Source organism: Streptomyces daliensis (genome assembly GCF_054782395.1).
On record NZ_BAAGSO010000094.1, the window covers coordinates 279,124 to 298,203 of the forward strand.

Sequence of the window (19,080 nt, forward strand, 5' to 3'; positions counted from 1 at the left end):
GCCCACGAACTCGGCCCGCGCATCGCCGGTGACCAGCGGGGATAGGTATCGTGGATGTCCCGCATCCACAGGATCGATTTCCCGGATCCGGTGCGCCGGGTCCAGATTGGTCACCGCACCAGGAAGCCGCACCCGCACCGCACACCCACCGCCTCGCGTTTCCCGCACCACCCGGAGCCCGCATGCGATTCGCCTCCTACCACCACCAGCGACAGGACCGGTTCGCCGCCGTCGACGACGACGGCTTCCTGCACCCCGTACCCGGTGCCCACTCGCTCACCGGGCTCCTCGCCTCAGGGGACGGTCCCGAAGCGCTGCTCGCCGGCGGTGCCGCCGCGCTCGAAGCGCCGCCCGGCCCGCACGTCTCCGAAGTGCGGCTGCTGCCGCCCCTCCAGCCCGCGTCCGTACGGGACTTCGTCACCTTCGAGGAACACGTCGAGGGCGTGCGCCGGTCGGTCGACGGTTCCGTCGGTGTGCCGGAGCAGTGGTACGAGGCGCCCACCTTCTACTTCACCAACCCCCACGCCGTCTTCGGCGCACACGACGACATACCGGTGCCCCCGGGCTCGGCCGTGCTCGACTTCGAGCTGGAGGTGGCCGCCGTCATCGGACGTGAGGGCCGCGACCTCACGCCCGAGCAGGCCCGCGAGCACATCGTCGGCTACACCGTCTTCAACGACTGGTCGGCGCGCGACCTCCAGTCCGCCGAGATGAGGGTCGGCCTCGGTCCCTGCAAGGGCAAGGACACCGCCACCACACTGGGCCCGTATCTGGTCACGGCCGACGAGCTGGAGCCGTACCGCGACGACGAGGGGTTCCTGCGCCTCGCGCTCACCGCGCAGGTCAACGGCGAGACGGTGGGCGAGGATCTGCTGTCGCACATGAGCTGGACCTTCGAGGAGATGACGGCCTACGCCTCGCGCGGTACGCGCGTCGTGCCCGGCGATGTCCTGGGCTCCGGCACCTGCGGCAACGGTGGCTGCCTCGCCGAGCTGTGGGGCCTGCGGGGCGAGCACACTCCCCCGCCCCTGCGCCCCGGTGACACCGTCACCCTCACCGTCGAGGGCATCGGCACCGTCTCCAACACCGTGGTGCCCGGCCAGAAGCCCGTGCCCCTGCCCACCGGACGGCGCCGGGAGCGACTACCGAGGTCGTCGTGACGGCGGGGGTGTGAGCGCGGGCCACCGGGCGAGGAGGCGCTCGCGCAGATCCGCGCTCAGGCGGCTCAGCGCGCCGAGTGCGTCGTGCTCTGCGGTCATCCGTGCGACGACGCCGAGCCGGTGCGCGAGCCGCTGGCGCGCGGTCACCGTGCCCCACGTCCAGTCGTGGTCCGGGACGCGGGCGAGGTGGTCGACGGTGCCCCGGTGGGCCCGCTGAACCAGCGCGTCGCCGCGGATGAGCCAGCCCGCGCACGCGTCGGCGAGGTCTCCCGTCACCTCGGTGCCGGTCTCGGCGCGCCAGGTGGTGCGATAGGCCGTCTCGGCCTCCTCCAGGAGTGCTTCGGGTGGCGCGGTGACACACCAGCAGGTCGGGAAGCCGATGCGCGGATAGGCCAGTTCCACGATGCCGTGGCCCAGTGACGCCTGCTCGAAGTCGATGAACCGGACGCCGTCGGGGGCGTGCAGGTCGTTGCCGGGGCACGGGTCGCCGTGGAGGAGGCTGTGTCCCGGTGTCCGGGTGAGCCGGTCCACCAGCGCTTCCAGCTCGGTGTGCACACGGGGTGGGACCGGGGCCGCCATTCCCTCGGCGAGGGCGAGGAACGAAGCGATGTCGTCGCTGGTCGGGCCCGTCCACGCGGGCAGGGCACCGACGTCCTGCCGCCCGGTGGACGCGTGTAGGCGGGCCAGGGAGGTGGTGTAGCCGACCACCCAGTCAGGGGCCGGACGGCGGTGTCCCAGATGTTCCAGTACCAGCACGCGCTCGCCCGGATCGGTGCCGAGCAGCCGCGGCACCACGGGCGGTTCGACCCGCGCCGCGAACCGTAGCGCGGCCACCTCGCGGGCGTACCGCCCGTCGGCCTCCGGCCCCTCGACGAACTGCTTGACGACCGCCAGGGTGCCGCCGAGTTCCGCGCGCCAGACGCGGGAACGCGGACTGCTGCTCAACCGACGGGTCTTGGCGGGCTCGCCGAGCAGTGTGCGCAGCTCGTCCCGCAGCGGCAGTCTCGACACCATGCGCGCAGCCTAGACATGTGGCCGCTGGGCACGCGAACGAGTTGTCCGGCACGGGGAGCTAGGGCCGGTCACACGTCGAGACCTCCTCGCTTGACGAGCTGGCTCGCGATGACGTTGCGCTGGATCTCGTTGGTGCCCTCACCGACGATCATCAGCGGCGCGTCGCGGAAGTACCGCTCGACGTCGAACTCCGTCGAGTAGCCGTAACCCCCGTGAATACGGACGGCGTTGAGGGCGATCTCCATGGCGGTCTCCGACGCGAAGAGCTTGGCCATGCCCGCCTCCATGTCCACGCGCCGCCCCGCCTCCGCCTCGCGGGCCGCGTACAGGGTGAGCTGGCGGGCCGCGGTGAGCGAGGTGGCCATGTCGGCGAGGAGGTTGCCGATCGACTGGTGCCGCCAGATCGGCTTGCCGAAGGACTCCCGCTCCCGCGCGTAGACGAGCGCGTCCTCCAGCGCCGCCCTGCCGACGCCCAGCGCACGTGCTGCCACTTGCAGACGGCCGGTCTCCAGCCCCTTCATCATCTGCGCGAAGCCCCTTCCCTCGACGCCGCCGAGCACGGCGTCGGCCGGTGCGCGGTACCCGTCGAAGGACAGCTCGCAGCTCTCGACCCCCTTGTAGCCGAGCTTGGGCAGATCGCGGGAGACCGTCAGTCCGGGCCCGTGCTCGGCCAGGAGCACGGAGATGCCGCTGTGGGCCGGGGTGGCGTCCGGGTCGGTCTTGCACAGCAGCGCGATGAGCCGGGAGCGGCGCGAGTTGGTGATCCAGGTCTTCGTCCCGTCGACGACATAGCCGTCGGTGTCCTTGCGGGCGACGGTGCGCATGGCCTGGAGGTCGGAGCCGCCGCCCGGCTCCGTCAGCGCCATGGTGGCCCGCACCTCGCCGGTGGCCATGCGGGGGAGATAGCGGCGCTTCTGCTCCTCGGTGCCGAAGTGCAGCAGCAGTTTGGCGACCACCGTGTGGCCGCCCATCGCACCGGCCAGGCTCATCCAGCCGCGCGCCAGCTCCTCCGCGACCAGCACGTAGCAGGGTGTGGAGACCGGTGTGCCGCCGTACTCCTCCGGGACGGCGAGCCCGAAGACCCCGAGCCGCTTCATCGTCTCGATCAGGTCCCCGGGGTAGGTGTCGCTGTGCTCCAGCTCCCTGACGACGGGCTTCACCTCCTTGTCCACGAAGTCGCGCACCGTGCGGACGACGAAGCGCTCGTCCTCGGTCAGGATGTCGAGGGTGCTCATGCTCACGTCCCTTGCTGGTCCGGATGTGCCGGATGTGGCCCGCGCCGCCTCAGATGACGTGGTCGGCGCGCATCGCGTCGATCTCGTCCCGGCCGTAGCCGAGGGCCGCCAGGACGGCCCCGGTGTGCTCCCCGGCCGAGGGCACGGCGTCCATGCGCGGCGCGGTGCCCGCCAGATCCGCCGGGGGCCGAAGTGCCCGCACCGTGGCCCCGCCGGGTATCGGCACGTCCCGCCAGCGGTCGCGGGCGCTGAGGACGGGATGGGCGAGGAACTCCTCGATGTCGTTGACTCCCGCGTTGGCGATGCCCGCCTCGTCGAGCTGCCGCATCACCTCGGCGCTGTCCGACTCGGTGAACCGTGCGGACACGACGGCGTTCAGCTCCTGACGGTGCGTCACACGCGCGGAGCCGGTGGCGAAGCGCGGGTCGGCGACGAGTTCCGGACGGCGCAGGAACCCCTCGCACAGGGCCGACCATTCCCGCTCGTTCTGGATGGAGAAGAGGACGTCCTTGCCGTCGGCGGCGGTGTAGGTGCCGTACGGGGCGATGGTCGCGTGCTGGGTGCCGATGCGGGGTGGCTGGCTGCCGCCGTAGCGGGTGTAGTACGCGGGCTGGCTCACCCACTCCGCCAGCGCCTCGAACAGCGAGACCTCGACGGCGCGGGCCACGCCCGTGGTGGCCCGCCGGAACAGGGCGGTGAGGATGCCCGAGTAGGCGTACATGCCCGCGGCGATGTCGGCGACCGAGACCCCGGCGCGTGCGGTGCCGTGCTCGTTGCCCGTCAGCGAGACGAGGCCCGTCTGGCACTGCACCAGCAGGTCGTACGCCTTGCGGTCCGCCCAGGGGCCGCTCGTGCCGTAGCCGGATATCGCGCACGGGATGAGGGAGGGAAAGCGCGCGGCGAGGGCTTCGGGGCCGAGGCCCATGCGGTCCGCCGCGCCCGGGGCCAGGTTCTGGACGAACACGTCGGCGTCCGCGAGCAGTTGTTCCAGTACGTGGCGTCCGCGCTCCGACTTCAGGTCCAGCGTCACGGACTCCTTCGACCTGTTCAGCCACACGAAGTAGCTGGACTCGCCGTGCACGGTGGCGTCGTAGCGGCGGGCGAAGTCGCCCCCGCCGGGGCGCTCCACCTTGATGACCCTGGCGCCCAGATCGGCGAGCTGACGGGTGGCGAAGGGCGCCGCCACGGCCTGTTCGACGCTGACGACGGTGATACCGGTCAACGGGGGTGCGTCGGGTAGCTCGGTCATACGGCGACCTCCAGGAGCGTGCGGGGCCCGGTGCCGGGAATACCCTCATGATCGCTCACAACCGCACCGCTGAAACAGCGTTACGTGCCCCGCTCGTCCGACACCGACGCCCACATGCCGCACTCCGCGCCCCGCACCCGACAGGAAGGACACCATGGCCGCCACCCCTCCCCCGCTCGCCTCGTACGTGGAGTCCTGGGCCCCCGGTCCCGTCACCGACGAGGACGCCCTGCCGCCGGGCCCCGTCGCGGCCCTGTCGGCGCTGCTGGACCTGCCCGGACCCGCCGCCGTTGCGGGCGAGCCGCTGCCGCCCCTGTGGCAGTGGCTCTACTTCCTGCGCTGGCCCGCGCAGAGCGAACTCGGCCCCGACGGCCATCCGCTGCACGGCCACTTCCTCCCGCCCGTCCCCCACCGGCAGCGCATGTGGGCCGGGGGCCGCTGCGAGATCGGTGAGCCGCTCAGGGTGGGCGAACCCACCCAGCGCGTCAGCAGCCTGGGCGCGACGGCCGCCAAGCGCGGCAGCACGGGAGAGATGCTGTTCGTCACCGAGCGCCGCGAGTTCCGTCAGCGCGGGCGGACGTGCCTCGTCGAGGAGCAGGACATCGTCTACCGGTCGGGGCGCGGCCCCCGGCCCGCACACGGCGCGGACGACACCCCCGCCCCCGGCCCCGGCCACACCGCCTCCCCCGAGGCCGCCGCACCCTGGCAACTTCCTCTGCGACCCGACCCCACCCTGCTGTTCCGGCTGAGCGCGCTCACCGCCAACGCACACCGCATCCACTACGACGCCCCGTACGCCAAGGACGAGGAGGGCTACCCGGGCCTCGTCGTGCACGGCCCGCTACTGGCCCTGGCCATGCTGGAGCTGGTGCGCCGCGACGCGCCGCGACGTCAGGTCCGCTCACTCTCCTACCGGCTGCGGCGGCCGGTGTTCGCGGGCGAGCGGCTGCTGGCCCGCGGCACCCCCGACGGCGACGGCGCGGCGCTCCACGTCGCCACCCACCGGGAGGCACGGCACGCGACCGCGCGGGTGACGTTCGCCTGAGCGAGGACCTGGGCGAGGGCCTGAGCGGCGGGCGAGGTCATCGCCGGGCCGCCGCGAACCCCCGCCCGGCACCCGCGCGGGCGGGCAGGACGCCGAGGAGCAGTCCGCCCAGGGTGCAGGCCACCCCCGTGCCGACCACCGCGGCCCACCCGCTGCCGCTCCACACCATCGGGCCGATCAGCGAGCCGGTGGCGATACCGGCGAAGCGGAGGGTGAAGTAGAGGGTGTTCAGGCGGTTGTGGAGTGCGGGGTCGAGGGTGAACAGCAGCGTCTGGTTCACGGCCTGGCTGCCCCACACCCCCACGTCCACCACCACGACCCCCGCGATCAGCCACCACAGGCCGGTGCCGCCCGGCAGCAGGAGCAGCCACCCCGCCAGGATCACGCCGATCAGCGCGGCCAGGGCACCACGTCGCCCCAGCCTGTCCGCCGTCCGCCCCGCCCAGGGCGAGGCGAGGGCGCTGGCCGCCGCGACCAGTCCGAAGAGTCCGATTCCGGCCGGGCCGTAGTGGTAGTGGCGCTCCAGCAGGAAGCTCAGTGCCGTCCAGAAGGCGCCGAAGGCGACCCCGACCAGCAGCCCGGAGGACACGACCCGCCACACCAGCGGGTGCGCGGCCAGGCGCGGGAGTGAGGCGAGCAGGGCGCGGTAGGTGGTGGTGCCGACGGCGGGGAGGTGTGGCAGATGCCGTCGCAGCACGAGTGCCAGCAGGAGGGTGAGCGCGCACGAGCAGACGTACACACCGCGCCATCCCGTCAGCTCGGCGAAGGCGCCGGAGTAGGCGCGGGAGGCGAGGACACCGACGAGGAGCCCCGCCTGCACGGTGCCCACCACCCGGCCGCTGCCCTCACGCGCGTCGGCCAGCGCGACCGCGAGCGGGGTGACGAGCTGGGGCAGGGGGGAGAACAGGCCCAGCGCGAAGCTCGCCGCGAGCAGCCACCACAGGGTGGGCGACAGCGCGCAGGCGGCCAGCGCGACGGCGGAGGCCGCCGTGAGGCGGAGGATCAGGCGGCGCCGGTCGCCGCTGTCGCCGAGCGGGACCAGCAGCAGGATGCCCGCCGCGTAGCCGAGCTGGGCCGAGGTCGCCACGGCCCCCGCGAGCGCGGGACCCGCGCCCAGCGAGGCGGCCATGGCGCCCAGCAGGGGCTGGCTGAGATAGACGTTGGCCGCGGTGACGGCGCTGGTGGCGGCCAGTACGCCCGTCAGGCGACGCGCTGAGCGGTGGTCGGGGAGGACATGTGGTGCGTTCACATGATCCGACGCTAGGTGTCCCCCGGGTGGCATACTTTCGCTGTCACGCCATCGTCTGTCGAGAATGCGCCATGTACGGGAAGAGCGAGCAGCGCGAGGACTATCAGCATGTGCCCCGGCCGGTCGCGGCGATGGCCAGGGACCTGTCCGACGGGCACCACATCCCCACCCACCAGCACCCACGTGCCCAGCTCATCTACGGCACGACCGGAGCCATCACCGTCGTCACGGGACTCGGCACATGGGTGGCTCCCGCGACGCGCGGTGTCTGGCTCCCCGCCGGTCTCCCGCATGCGATGACCTGCGCGGGAGCGGTGGCCATGCGCACCCTGTACGTCGATCCCGCGGCGGCCCGGCAGCTTCCCGCGCGGCCGACCGTCGTCTCGGTGCCCCCGCTGCTGCGCGAGCTGATCGACGAGGCGACGCGGCTGCCGGTGGAGTACGACCTCGAAGGCCGGGAGGGGAAGGTCATGGAACTCCTTCTCCTGGACCTGACGCCGCGCCCCGTCCCGGCGCTGCATCTGCCCGCTCCGGATGACCCCCGGCTGGAGGACCTGTGCGCGGCGGTCCGCCGCCACCCGGCGGAGCCGTGGACGACCGCGCGCGCCGCCGCCCACGCCCATCTGAGCCAGCGCAGCCTCCAGCGCAGGTTCCTCGCCGCGACGGGGATGAGCCCGGCGCGGTGGGTGCAGCAGGCCCGGCTGCTGCACGCCGTCAACCTCCTCGCCAGAGGCACGCCGGTCACCACCATCGCCACCGCCGTCGGCTACGGCACCCCCAGCGCGCTCACGGCGATGTTCCACCGCACGCTCGGCACCACACCCTCGGCCTACTTCTCCGACGAGTGACGGGGCGGGCGGACGGGCGGTACTGGCGAGCGGCGTCCCTCCCCGCCGACAGCAAAAAGCCCCACCCCTCATGAGGGGTGGGGCCGCGCGGAGCGCCGGGCAGGCCTCGCACCTGCATCTCCCCGCAGGAAGCGGGGCGTCTTTCCTTGGACCACCGACGCCTGACACACCACCAGGTGTTCCGTTTCCGGCGGCGCTTTCAAGATCCACAGTACCCCATCGGACGCCCCGCGCTGACCACGCGGACCACACGGCCGTCGACGGGGGCGGCCCCTCTCCGAGCCACCCCCGGTCCGTCCTCGCGGCGTTTCCAGAAACGTTCCTTCACGCCGCGGAAGCGGTCACCCCGCAGGAGCGGTGCGGATGGCGGCGATGTCGAACTGGAGGCGGACTTTCTCCGAGACCATGGCACCGCCCTGCGCCAGCTTGGCGTTGTACGTCAGGCCCCAGTCGGAACGGTTGATGGTGGTGGTGCCGTCGAACCCGGCACGCTGGTAGCCGAATGGGTCGGTGACGTAGCCGATGTAGGTGAGTTCCAGGTCGACGGGGCGGGTGACGTTCCGGATGGTGAGGTCACCGGTCATGCGGTAGACGTCGACGCCCACGAGCCGCACCGCGGTGCTGGTGAAGCTCATGTGCGGATATGTGGCGGCGTCCAGGAAGTCGCGGCCGATGAGGTGCGCGTCGCGCTGTTCCACGCCCGTCTGGACGCTGGCGGTGGACAGCGAGATCTCGGCTCGGGAGCGGGCCGGGTCGCGGCCGTCGAAGTAGAGGCGGCTCTCGAACTCGGTGAACGCGCCGCGGACCGTGGTCACCATGGCGTGCCGGACGGAGAACCCGATCCTGCTGTGAGCCTGATCGATGATCCACTCGCCGGTGAGCGCCTCCAGACCAGGATCATCCGTGAGGACGGCGGACCCGGCCGGTCCGGCGTGCTCCGGGGCCTCCGGTGCGGTGGCGACCGCCGAGCGGCGGAGGGAAGAGCTGCGGCTGAACAAGTTCATGGGGCACGTTGTTACTTCAAGGTAAGTTTCGTCGCAAGTCCTGATCCGGTGCCGGAACTCGTGTCCCCACGGGCCAGTTGACGCCGTCTCACAGACGCACGTCCGGCCGCGGAACCGCCCGCCGACTGAGCCACCATGATGCATCGCGCGGCGTTCGGCACCACGGGGCGCGAATTTGCCGTCAGATCCTCCCCGAACCTGCACACGTTGGCCACCGGCCTCCCCGCCGCCGGGCGGAGCTGCCGGACAAATGCCCTGCGGGGCTGTGCCGGGAACACACGGCGGTTAGAGTTCAGCGGTCCGCGGGAGTCCGCAGGCGGGAGGGGCGTGGGCTGCATGCGGGCGGACGGGCTCAGTGAGCCGGAGCGGCGGTTGTGGGCCGCGTTCGCGCGGGGCGACAAGGTCGATCTGCGTCCGGCAGGGACGGCGGAGGGGCCCACGGCGGAGGAGGGTTCCGGCTGGGGGCCCGAGCGGACGGTGCGTGCGTCCGTCATCCGCTCGCTGGTGCTCGGCGGTGCCGACACGGTGCCGGGTGAGACACCGGTCGTCCACCTCGTAGGGGCCCGGGTGTCGGGAAAGCTGCGCCTCGTCTTCGCCGAGGCGTGCTGCGTGCTGCGGCTGGAGAAGTGCTGGTTCGAGCAGGCGCCGCAGCTCTACGGGGCGCGGTTGCACGTCACCGGGTTCGGCGGCTCGTGGCTGCCGGGACTGGGGGCCAACAGCGTCACCGTCGAGGGAGATCTGGACCTGATGCGCGCCCGGGTCGCGGGCACGGTGACGCTGACGGGCGCGCACATCACGGGCAGCCTGCTGTTGCAGGGCGCGCGGCTCTCCGGGGCCGGGGCCGGGACCAGAACCGGTACCGGAACCGGAACCGGAACCGTCGGGCTCGCGCTCGACGGCTCGCGGCTGGAGGTCGGCAGCGGCATCGTCGGCCGGGACGGATTCCGCGCCGAAGGCGAGGTCCGCCTGCCGGGGGCACGCGCGCACGGAGGTCTGCTCCTGGACGGCGCCCGACTGCACCACCCGGGCGGCGAAGCGCTGTTCGCCGAGGGCCTCCAGTCCGCCCGCGTCGACTGCGGCCAGGGCTTTCACGCCGACGGCGCGGTCGTGCTGACCGGCGCCGCCATCGAAGGAACCGTCAGCTTCGAGGGCGGCACCGTGCAGAACCCGGCCGGTGACGCCATAGCCTGCTCGCGCGTGCAGGCGTCCGAGGCGCACCTGGAGACCGCGCACACGGAAGGCACCGTCGATCTGCGTCACGCGCGGCTCGACGTGCTGCGCACCGCGCACGGTGCGCCCGAGGTGCCCGACGTGTCTCCGCTGCGCCTGGACGGGCTCGTCTACCGCGCCTGGGAGCCGATGGCGCCCGTGGCGCACCGTCTCGCGACCCTGCGGCGCGACCCCGACGGATACCGGCCGCAGCCCTACCAGCAACTGGCCGCCGTCTGCCGGTCCGTCGGCCACGACGACGAGGCGCGCCGCGTGCTGCTGGCGCGGCAGCGCTGCCGACGCGGCACCCTGCGGCCCGCCGGGCGCGCCTGGGGCCTGCTCCTCGACGCGACGGTCGGCCACGGGTACCGGCCATGGCTGGCCGGGCTCTGGCTGACGGCGCTCACCCTGCTGGGCACGGCGGCTTTCGGCGCCGCCGGCCCCAGGCCCGTCAAGCCCGGCGAGGGGGCGCCATTCAGCCCTCTCGTCTACACCCTGGACCTGCTGATCCCCTTCGGCGGACTGGGCCAGCGGAACTCCTGGTACTGGGAGGCGGGGCCGGTGCAGTGGCTCGCGTACGCGCTCGTCGCCGCGGGGTGGCTGCTGACGACCGCCGTCGTCGCGGGCGTGACCCGGGTGCTCAACCGGAGCTGACGGGACGCTGGGGACGACGGGGCGACGGAACGAGTGGGGCGGGAGCGCTGTCGGCGCGGCGCCCCCGTATCGCCGCTCGGGGCGCCCCTCGGTGCCGCTCAGGCCCTCCGGCTCTGGTCCGCCTGCCGCGCCACGTCCTCCAGCCTGTTCCGGTACTCCTCCCACCATGCCTCGTCGCCCGGGGGCATGTTGTCGTTGCCCTTGCGCATCCCGGTGGCACCGTCGATGAGTTCCCTGACGATGTCGGCGTGCCCCGCGTGCCGGTGGGTCTCGGCGATCATGTGCACCAGGATGCCGTGCAGCGTCACCTCGCTCCTGTCGGCGGGCCAGTGCGCCACGTGTCCCGTCGCGTCCAGCGTCAGGGCCTCGATCGTCGCGTCCGCGTGCGCGTTCACCCGCTCGTAGAGGCCGACGATCTCCTCCCGTGACTCGTCAGCGGTGGCCCACATGTCCACGTTGTGCTCGGCTTCCTCCCTCAGCCAGGGCAGCAGTCCGGGAACCGGGCGGCCGAAGGTGTCGCCGAAATAGCCCAGTTCACAGCCCGCCAGGTGCTTCACGAGTCCCAGCAGGTTGGTGCCGGTCGGGGTGAGGGGGCGTCGGATGTCGTACTCCGACAGGCTGTCGAGCTTCCACAGCAGGGCTTCGCGGCCGGTCCGCAGATAGCGGTGGAGCTGCGCCTTCGGGTCTGGTCCAGTCATGCGGGACAGCCAACCACCATAGGCGGGGAGGCGGTACCGGATTACGCGCTGCCGGTGTTCCGTCGGCGGGGATACCCTCACCTGCCATGGACACCGAGTCGTTGACGTCTTTCGACGGGGCCGCGATCAGCTATCACACGTGGCGCTCCGACAGGCCCGCCGACGCCGCACTTCCGCCCGTGGTGCTGCAACACGGCTTCGCCGCCAGCACGGAGTCGAACTGGGTGCACACCGGCGTCGTGGCGGCGCTGAACGCGGCGGGCCGGGACGTGATCGGCGTGGACGCCCGCGGTCACGGGAGGTCGCAGAAGGGCAGCGACCCGTCCTTCTTCGGCGAGCGGAACATGTCGCGCGACCACCTGGCACTCTTCGACCACCTCGGCCTGGACCAGGTCGACCTGGTGGGCTACTCGATGGGCGCGATCATCTCCCTCCTCACCGCGAGCCACGACCCCCGTGTCCGCAGGCTCGTCGTGGGCGGGGTCGGCGCGGCCGTCGTCGAGCTGGGCGGGGTCGATACCCGGGCCACCGGCGGCGAAGGGCTGGCCGCCGCGCTCAGCACCACGGACCCGTCCACGCTCACGGGTCCCGGCGCCGCCTTCCGCCAGTTCGCCGAGGCCACGGGCGCGGATCTGCCGTCGCTCGCCGCTCAGGCCGCCGCCGTCCACAGCGGTCACATCGACGTCGGCGCCATCACCGCGCCGACGCTCCTGATCGCCGGGGACGACGACCCGCTGGCCGTCCGGCCCGGAACACTCAGCGCGGCGATCCCGGACGCGAAGCTGCTGGGCCTGCCGGGGGACCATCTCTCCGTGGTGGGCCATCCGGAATTCGCCCCCGCCGTCGTGGACTTCCTGACCCGGCTGTCCTGACGGGGCGGCGGGTGTGCGGCGGGTGCGCGGTACGGGTCCGACGCACCGGAGGGGTCCCGCGCCACCCCGGCCCCGGACGCTCCCGCCCCGGCTCAGGCGCTGGTACCGGCGGAGAGTGCGCCGATCTTCGGCACGGACGCCTTGCCTGTCGCGGTGACCGGGCCGCCGGACCAGTCGATCTTGAGCGAGGTCCGCTGGTCGGGCGGGGTGAGCAGCACACTGTCCGGGGTGACGGTCGGCACGCCGGTCATCTCCGGGTTGCTGAACGACAGCGGTGCCCATGCGCTCTTGCCGGGGGCGAGGGTGACGGCCTTCCCCGCGCTTCCCTCGCGCTGCGGGTCGAAGGAGACCTGTTCACCGTCGGCGTTGAGGAAGGCGAGTCCTGGGAAGCCGCGGACGGTGCAGGACTCGCCGGAGTCGTTGGTGAAGACGAGGGCGAAGTTCTCCTGGCCCGCGCCCGGGTGGTTGGGGCCGATGGACGCCTTCAGGTCGGACGTGGCGCAGGAACCGGAGCCGTCGCCGGAGCCGCCCTGTGTGGTGGTCCTGCCGCCGCTCGTGCTCCCGCCCGTACCGCCGCTCGTGCTGCCGCCCGTGCCGCTCTCGGAGGTCACGGTGCCGGAGGAGCCGCCCGTACCGCCCTCGCTGCCGCCGCCCGTGGTTCCGGTACCGGTGTCGCCCTGCTGCTCGCTCTTCGACGCGGAGCCCGCGGGCACCGCGTCGCTCCCCGCCGAGCGCGGCTGCGCTCCCCCGTCCGCTCCCCCGGCGCAGCCCGCCAGCAGGGCACCCGCCACCACGGCGGCGGCGACCGACGCCGCGACCCTCACCTGCCGGAACGCACGCCCCCGCCCCGCGCCCAGACCGGCCCCCGCACCGGCCTCGGTACCGGCACCGGTGGCCCCGCACTCGCCCCGTTCCGTCTTCGTGTCCGCCTGGCGCGCCATGACCGCCTCACATCTCGCTGTCGTCGTCCCCCGCTGTCGGGCCGGACACAGATTTCGATGGCCGTACCACCGGAAAAGTTCACGGCGGCCCGGAGACGCACCCCACGAGAGGGACGCTCAGGACGCGATGTGGAGGACGGCGCCGAGTGCCAGGAGGCCGAGCCCCGCGAGCAGGCAGTCGACGGCCACCCGTATGAGGCGGAACTTGCGCGTCGCGAGTTCCGCCATGAACCCGAGATGGCCGGGCTCGTAGCCCGTCTCCAGCCAGGCGCGAAGCTGGTCGGGCGCGAGTCCTGGCCAGCTCGTCCAGCCGCGCCCCCGCAGATCAGGACGCACCGACACCAGCAGAAGGACCGTCGCGGCCAGCAGCGCGGCGGCGCCCAGGGACAGGGCCACGGCGGCAGGTGCGTCCGGGTCCAGTTCCCGCGCGGTCGAGGCCAGCCCCACCAGCGCCCCGCCGGACAGCGCCAGCAGCAGGCTCGCCTTGGTGTCCGAGCGGGTCAGGTCCGCCTGGAGCGTCGCGACAACGGCGGCCATACGGGCCTGCGCCGTGTCGCTCCGCGCGTCGGATGGCGGACCGGACGGAGGGTCGGATGGAGGGGTGGTGGGCATGGGTGTGTTCTCCCGCCTCGTCGTAGGGATGCGGTGCTCGGGGGCGGGCACTCGGCGCGGCCCGCCGGTCTCACGCGTTCGGCACCGGTGCGGCCCACGACGAGCCGTGGGTCGCGGGCAGGAAGGCCCGCAGGCCGCCGCGGGTGATCCTGGTGTCCTCCCACCGGCCGACGGCGGGTGCGCCAGGCGCCCCGTCCCAGCGGTGCGTCCACAGCACACGTGCCGCCCGTGAGCGCTCGTCGTCCTCGGCCCCCTCGACGCGGAACCGCTCCAGTTCCCGCCAGGGGAACGCGGCGGCCACGGAGGCCAGTTCGGCGGCGACGGCCCGTACCGCCTCCGGAGCCGTCCCCGAGTTCGTCCGCACGCTGGTCAGCAGCCGGGCCCCGTCGACACACCACGGTCGTGCCCCGGCCGCGAGCGCGGCGCTCCGTACGGCGGGCACCGACATCAGGAACGCGGCGAAGTCGGCGTCCTCGGCGCGTAGTTCGGGGCCGTCCAGTTCCCCGAGGAGGCAGGGCTCTCCGTGGGCGTCGTGCCAGGCGTAGGCGGAGGAGACGTAGGGCAGCGCGAGGGGCAGGCCGACGCTCCACACCGTCAGATAGTCCTTGGACAGCTCGACGGCCTGCGCTGGCTTGCGCTTCCCGCGCAGCTCCTCCAGGTCGAAGTGGTCGAGGACTTCCAGGTCGAAGACGGTGACGGGGAAGCCCTCCACACGCGTACGCACCACGCCCTGCGCGACGAGCCCGGCCGCGTGCCGTGCGATCTCACCGGCCAGCGGCAGCCGTGCCGCCTCCCTGGCGGTCTCCTTGAAGGAGACACCCTGGCCGCTCCCCGAGTGCCGCTCGCTCGCTTCGAGGTCGTCGGGGATCTCCTGCTCGATCCTGCCGAACCCCTCCGCGAGCCGTGCCGAGGCCGCCTCGTACTCCATACCCTCGCGCTGTGCGAAACGCTCGCGCTCGGCCAGGAGCCCGGCGTGCGTCGCGGCGGCCCGGGCGCGGTCCCGCTCGACGGCGTCCAACTGGCGCTTCCCGTGCCGGTGTCCGTAGCCCAGCAACCCGGCCAGCCACAGCACGATGGCGACACCCACCGCGCCACCACCGAGGGTGAGTCCGACGGCGACGAAGACGGTGAGGGAGAGTACGGCGAAGATCTGGTTGTGCGGGGTGCGGGTGAGTGCGTGTGGAGCGAGAGGAGTGCGGTTCATCCGGTGCGGTCCTGTTCTGTCCTGCGACGGGGGTGGAGCCGGGGATGTCGTCACGCGCCGACGTGGAGGTGTGCCGCCCACAGCGACGGTGTGACGGGGTATCTGTCGCGCTCGGCCCTGACCGCGGTGTGCAGTGCGTGTGCCGCGCGGCTGGTGTCGAGCACGTCGTGCGGGGTCCGCAGGCCGGTGTAGAAGGCGTCGGCGACTCCGACGGCGGTGTCGTCGGCGGTCTCCCACAGGGTGCCGATGACGTGTGGGAACCCGGCGAGCTGGAAGGCCGAGGTGAGGTGGATGGCCTCGTCCGTCAGCTCGGCGGCGTCGGCTGCGGCCGTCCGGCAGGCGGAGAGATAGGCGAGCCGCACCCGGTCGAGCGCGACGGGGGCCAGCGCCGCGACGGTGAGCGGGGCCGTGGCGTGGTCGTGCAGCAGCAGGCGGCTGCGGGAGGGGTCGACGGGGTCGCTCTCACCATGGCACGCGAAGTGGGCGATCCGGGTGCGGGGGAGGTGGGCGAGGACGTTCTCCCTGGTCGGGAGGGTGGGGGCGAGAGTGCGGTCCTCCGTGTCCGGCGCGTCCGGCAGGTCCGTCGGGTCCGGTTCCAGGAGCAGGACGTGTTCCGGCACATGGTCCCCGACCGTCTCGTACTCCATGTGCACATGGCTCAGCTCAGCGCCGTCCAGACCGGGCGTCGTGGGCATCGCGACGATGAGTCCCCGCTCCCCCGTCTCCCCCGCCGTAGCCGGGCCCGTTGCCGCCAGGTTGGCCGTGTTGTCCGACGTGCGCTGACGGGCATGGCGCAGCGCACGCACCGTGGGGACGTAGGAGGAGACGACCCGGTCCATGACGGCGCGCCGTGCGGGGTCGGGTGCCTCCCGTTCGCCGTGGTGGCCCGCCGCGTGCAGCGGCAGCGCGCCGAGCGGCCCACAGGGCACCCACCACACCCGTGGCCACGCGGCTCCGGGCGGAACCGGCGCGTGGTGACCGAGTGCTTCCAGCACGGGTCCGGCGACGGCGTCCCACAGCCAGGCCAGCGTCCGCCGCAGCTCGCCCTGCGCCTCGCGCCGCCGCTGTGCGTCCTCGTGCGAGGCCGCGTCGCGCACCGCCCGCTGGAAGGTGCCGACGGTGCGGGCGACCCCGTCGTGGGTCAGCTCGGGCAGGGCGAGCGCGGTGACACCGTCGGCGCCGACCAGCAGCGCGTCGCAGCGGTAGCGGCTGACGTTGACGAGGACGAGGTGGCCCGACTGCGCCTGGGCGCACAGTTCCCGGAGTGAGGGCGGCAGGCCGAAGGAGGCGAACCCCTCGCGGGAGCGGATCTCCGTCAGGAGTGCGGCGAAGGTCCGGGCCTGCTCGTCCCTGTCGGGGGCGAGCGGATCGCCCACGCCCACGGCCACGCCCACGTCGGGCAGGGGCGCGTCACCGTCGGAGGGCCGGTCCAGGGCGTCGCGGGCGGCGACGAACCGCGCCGCCAACTCGGGGTGCCGGGCCCGGAGTTCGGTCAGGTCGTCGCGCGTCTCCAGCGCCTGGGCGAGCAGCACCGCGCGCCCCGCCTCCAGCAGCCGCAGGGCGCGCGCCGCGGGTGCCTCTCCCGTGACCTCGGGGGCGGCGAGGGCCAGCGCCGCCGCGTCGCCCGCGAGACCGGCGAAGCCGCCGAGCGCGTACTGCTGGTCGGTACGCGCCAGTTGGCGTGGCGCGACTGAGGGCAGCAGCCGTACGGCGTCCGCCAGCAGCCCGGCCGCACGGCGCAGGTTCCCGGCGCTCCCCCGGCCGACGCCAGACGCCGGTGCCGGTGCCTGTGCCGGTGCCTGTGCCGGTGCTGGTGCTGGTGCTGGTGCCAGGAGACCGGCGGCCGTCCTGGCCGCGCGCACGCGGGTCGAGGGCGGCGCCGAGTCCGTCGCGGCGGCCCGCGTGTAGGCCGAGACGGCGGCCTCCCTGTCCGTCGCGTCCCCGGTCAGCCGGTGCCGCGTGAGCAGCGTGTCGCCCCACACCGTCAGCCGCAGCGCGCGGTCCGCGTGTGCCGAAGGGGTGGCCGTGGCGGCCTCCGCGCACAGTGCGACGGCCTCGTCCAGGTCGGCCGCTGTGCCCCCGCCCGACCCGCCCGACCCGCCCGACCGGAAGCGGTCGTGCAGCGCGCCGCCGAGGTTGACCAGGCAGCGCTCCCGCTGCGCGTGGCCCGGAGGGGTGTGCGCCAGGGCCCCGCGGAAGACCGCGACGACCGGCCCCCAGTCCCCTGCCGGTTCGCCGCGCAGGAGTGCGTGCAGTCGCTGGCCGCGCAGCACCGTACCCAGGTTGCACAGCACCAGCCACCGGTCGGTGCTCCCGGCAGGGGTGGCCTCGGCGGCCTCTGTCTGGGCGCGTACGGCCGCGTCCAGGTCGGCGGGCCGCCGCGTACGCGCCGCGCGCAGCAGCAGGGCCTGGCCGAGGCTGGTGAGCGCCGTCCCCCTGACGGGATGGCCGTGCGCGGCGGTCGCGGCGGCCTCCCGCAGCGCGGTGACGCCCGCGTCCAGGTCCGATGTGCTCCCGGTGCGCAGGTGACGGTGGATCAGCGCTCCGCCGAGGTTGACCAGGCGTGCCGGCCGCTGGGGTTCGTGCGGGCCGGTGGCGCTCAGTGCCGCGCGTCCCGCGTCGATGGCCGCGTCCAGGTCGGCCTGGTCGGTCGTCCGTTCGTAGCGGGTGCGGTACGCGAGGCCGAGGTTGGAGTGCGTCATGGCACGGTACGGGTGGTGGACCGAGGCCGCGCCGGTGGTCCCCGTGGTCTCGGTGGCCTTGAGCGCCCGCTCGTTCGTCGCGATGGCGGCGTCCAGGTCCGCGAGGTTGCCGTCGCGCTCGAAGCGGGCCCGCAGCGTGCCCGCCAGGCCGTTCAGGCGCGGCGGCAGATCGGGGTCGTCCTCCGGGGTCGCCTCGACGGCGGCGCGCAGCGCGGAGAGCGCTTCGTCCAGGCCGGCGCCCTCGGCGCGGCGTTCGAAGCGGGCGTGCAGCGCGGTGCCGAGGTTCGCGAGACGCTGTGGCAGGGCGGGGTGACCGGCTCCCGTGGCGTCGAGCACACGGCGGTACTCCCGTACGACAGTGTCGAGCGGCCCGGTCTCGACAGAGTTCAGCGCGTGCCTCAGCCTCTCGATGACGTGCGGCTCCGCGGCGTCGGCGATGTGGGGGAGCAACTGTGGCGGCAGATCGGTCACGCCCGCGGTGAGGCAGGGTGCGAACGTCCGCGCGACCGCCCGCAGTTCGTCCTGCGTCCGCGTGTCGTCCCACGGCCGGGACAGCGCCCGGAACAGTTCCAGCCAGCCGAGCCGGTAGGCAACCTCGGTGTCCTCGGGACGTTGCCGCAGGAGCGCCGCGAGTCCAGCGGCCTCGGCGCACGCGTCCGGTGTTGCCGCGAGGGAGAAGTCGTCGAGGGTCTTGACGCGGCGCAGTGTGGCCCTTGCCGCGGCGAGCCGCTCGTCCCTCTCACGCCCCCGAAGTTCCTCGTTCACGCTGCGTGACGATATCTCAGCCGACGTTCACCGCAGTAGGGTTGCCCGAAATCCGGCGACGGCGCCCCGGCCGTCGTCTCCCGCCCGCCACCACGCGTCGCGGGCGCGGCCGTCCGCCGCACGCGAGGGCCGTCGACCACGCACACGCACCGGAGGAACGACGTTGACCGACCGGGCCACCAGGAAGGCCAGGCGCACGGCCGACGCGCTGGCCTACGCCTGCGCGCACGCGGACGAGATCCGCGAAGCGCTCGGCGCCGGAGGCGCCGAGCGGGGCCCGCTGGACGAGGTACTGGATGCCGTGCGCGGCGGTGGTGACGGCGAGGAGGCGCTCAACCGGCTGCACGAGCGGCTGCGGAGCGACGGGGACGCGCGGGGGCTCTACGGTCACGTGCGCGGCACGGGCAGCACGGGTGGCACGGGTGGCACGGGCAGCACGGGCGGCAGGATCGCGGGCGTCTCCTCCGCCATGGACGACGAGCCGGGCGAGCGGCTCCATGTGTGCCCCCACCGGCGCTGCACCCGCAATCACTGGGCGTCGGAGGTCCCCTGCGCGCCGCCCGTCTGCGCGGTCGACGGCACACCGCTGCCGCTGACCGCGCCCTCCGTGGGCACCTGA

16 protein-coding genes are annotated in these 19,080 nt (G+C 73.5%); 6 read left to right on the plus strand and 10 right to left on the minus strand.

The window, feature by feature from the left end; genetic code table 11:
• Positions 1–182: 182 nt before the first annotated feature.
• Positions 183–1,160 (plus strand): fumarylacetoacetate hydrolase family protein, encoded by a 978-nt coding sequence (locus tag ACYVOO_RS23760; protein WP_461017711.1) that lies wholly within the window; start codon positions 183–185, stop codon positions 1,158–1,160.
• On the opposite strand, the gene ACYVOO_RS23765 is transcribed toward ACYVOO_RS23760, so the two are convergent.
• The 3 genes from ACYVOO_RS23765 to ACYVOO_RS23775 form a co-directional block, all read right to left on the minus strand.
• Complete coding sequence (locus tag ACYVOO_RS23765) at positions 1,143–2,174, minus strand: phosphotransferase (RefSeq protein WP_461017712.1); 1,032 nt, start codon at positions 2,172–2,174, stop codon at positions 1,143–1,145. The two genes, ACYVOO_RS23760 and ACYVOO_RS23765, sit on opposite strands and share 18 nt — an antisense overlap.
• Before the next feature lie 68 nt (positions 2,175–2,242).
• A complete protein-coding gene (locus tag ACYVOO_RS23770; protein ID WP_461017713.1) occupies positions 2,243–3,409 on the minus strand; it encodes an acyl-CoA dehydrogenase family protein in 1,167 nt (388 codons plus the stop codon).
• A gap of 49 nt (positions 3,410–3,458) precedes the next feature.
• On the minus strand, positions 3,459–4,658 hold the full coding sequence (locus ACYVOO_RS23775; protein WP_461017714.1) for a CaiB/BaiF CoA transferase family protein: 1,200 nt from the start codon (positions 4,656–4,658) through the stop codon (positions 3,459–3,461).
• 154 nt (positions 4,659–4,812) lie between these two features.
• On the opposite strand from ACYVOO_RS23775, the gene ACYVOO_RS23780 reads away from it, so the two are divergent.
• Entirely contained in the window at positions 4,813–5,703 is an 891-nt protein-coding gene (locus ACYVOO_RS23780; RefSeq protein WP_461017715.1) for an HTD2 family dehydratase, read from the plus strand.
• A gap of 37 nt (positions 5,704–5,740) precedes the next feature.
• Here the strand turns inward: ACYVOO_RS23780 and ACYVOO_RS23785 are convergent, their stop codons facing one another.
• Positions 5,741–6,952, minus strand: coding sequence for an MFS transporter (locus tag ACYVOO_RS23785; protein WP_461017716.1), 1,212 nt, complete (start codon positions 6,950–6,952; stop codon positions 5,741–5,743).
• Positions 6,953–7,023: 71 nt separating this feature from the next.
• Between ACYVOO_RS23785 and ACYVOO_RS23790 the strand changes: the two genes are divergently transcribed.
• On the plus strand, positions 7,024–7,800 hold the full coding sequence (locus tag ACYVOO_RS23790) for an AraC family transcriptional regulator (protein ID WP_461017717.1): 777 nt from the start codon (positions 7,024–7,026) through the stop codon (positions 7,798–7,800).
• 341 nt (positions 7,801–8,141) lie between these two features.
• Here the strand turns inward: ACYVOO_RS23790 and ACYVOO_RS23795 are convergent, their stop codons facing one another.
• Positions 8,142–8,804, minus strand: coding sequence for a YceI family protein (locus ACYVOO_RS23795; protein ID WP_453348079.1), 663 nt, complete (start codon positions 8,802–8,804; stop codon positions 8,142–8,144).
• Positions 8,805–9,140: 336 nt separating this feature from the next.
• Between ACYVOO_RS23795 and ACYVOO_RS23800 the strand changes: the two genes are divergently transcribed.
• Positions 9,141–10,667 carry an oxidoreductase gene (locus ACYVOO_RS23800; RefSeq protein WP_461017718.1) on the plus strand — a complete coding sequence of 509 codons (1,527 nt, stop codon included), beginning with the start codon at positions 9,141–9,143 and terminating at the stop codon, positions 10,665–10,667.
• A gap of 98 nt (positions 10,668–10,765) precedes the next feature.
• Here ACYVOO_RS23800 and ACYVOO_RS23805 read toward each other — a convergent pair whose 3' ends face one another.
• Positions 10,766–11,365 carry a DinB family protein gene (locus ACYVOO_RS23805; protein WP_461017719.1) on the minus strand — a complete coding sequence of 200 codons (600 nt, stop codon included), beginning with the start codon at positions 11,363–11,365 and terminating at the stop codon, positions 10,766–10,768.
• 86 nt (positions 11,366–11,451) lie between these two features.
• On the opposite strand from ACYVOO_RS23805, the gene ACYVOO_RS23810 reads away from it, so the two are divergent.
• Entirely contained in the window at positions 11,452–12,237 is a 786-nt protein-coding gene (locus ACYVOO_RS23810; protein WP_461017720.1) for an alpha/beta fold hydrolase, read from the plus strand.
• A 92-nt stretch (positions 12,238–12,329) separates the two neighbouring features.
• On the opposite strand, the gene ACYVOO_RS23815 is transcribed toward ACYVOO_RS23810, so the two are convergent.
• The 4 genes from ACYVOO_RS23815 to ACYVOO_RS23830 form a co-directional block, all read right to left on the minus strand.
• The gene (locus ACYVOO_RS23815) at positions 12,330–13,178 is read right to left on the minus strand and encodes a DUF4232 domain-containing protein (protein WP_461017721.1); all 849 of its coding nucleotides are present in this window, start codon (positions 13,176–13,178) and stop codon (positions 12,330–12,332) included.
• A 117-nt stretch (positions 13,179–13,295) separates the two neighbouring features.
• Positions 13,296–13,790, minus strand: a complete 495-nt coding sequence (locus ACYVOO_RS23820; RefSeq protein ID WP_461017722.1) for a Pycsar system effector family protein — start codon at positions 13,788–13,790, stop codon at positions 13,296–13,298.
• A gap of 70 nt (positions 13,791–13,860) precedes the next feature.
• Positions 13,861–14,994, minus strand: coding sequence for a hypothetical protein (locus ACYVOO_RS23825; RefSeq protein WP_461017723.1), 1,134 nt, complete (start codon positions 14,992–14,994; stop codon positions 13,861–13,863).
• A gap of 50 nt (positions 14,995–15,044) precedes the next feature.
• Positions 15,045–18,461, minus strand: a complete 3,417-nt coding sequence (locus ACYVOO_RS23830; RefSeq protein WP_461017724.1) for a CHAT domain-containing protein — start codon at positions 18,459–18,461, stop codon at positions 15,045–15,047.
• Between the two features lie 163 nt (positions 18,462–18,624).
• Here ACYVOO_RS23830 and ACYVOO_RS23835 point away from each other — a divergent pair, with 163 nt between their 5' ends.
• The gene (locus ACYVOO_RS23835) at positions 18,625–19,080 is read left to right on the plus strand and encodes a hypothetical protein (RefSeq protein ID WP_461017725.1); all 456 of its coding nucleotides are present in this window, start codon (positions 18,625–18,627) and stop codon (positions 19,078–19,080) included.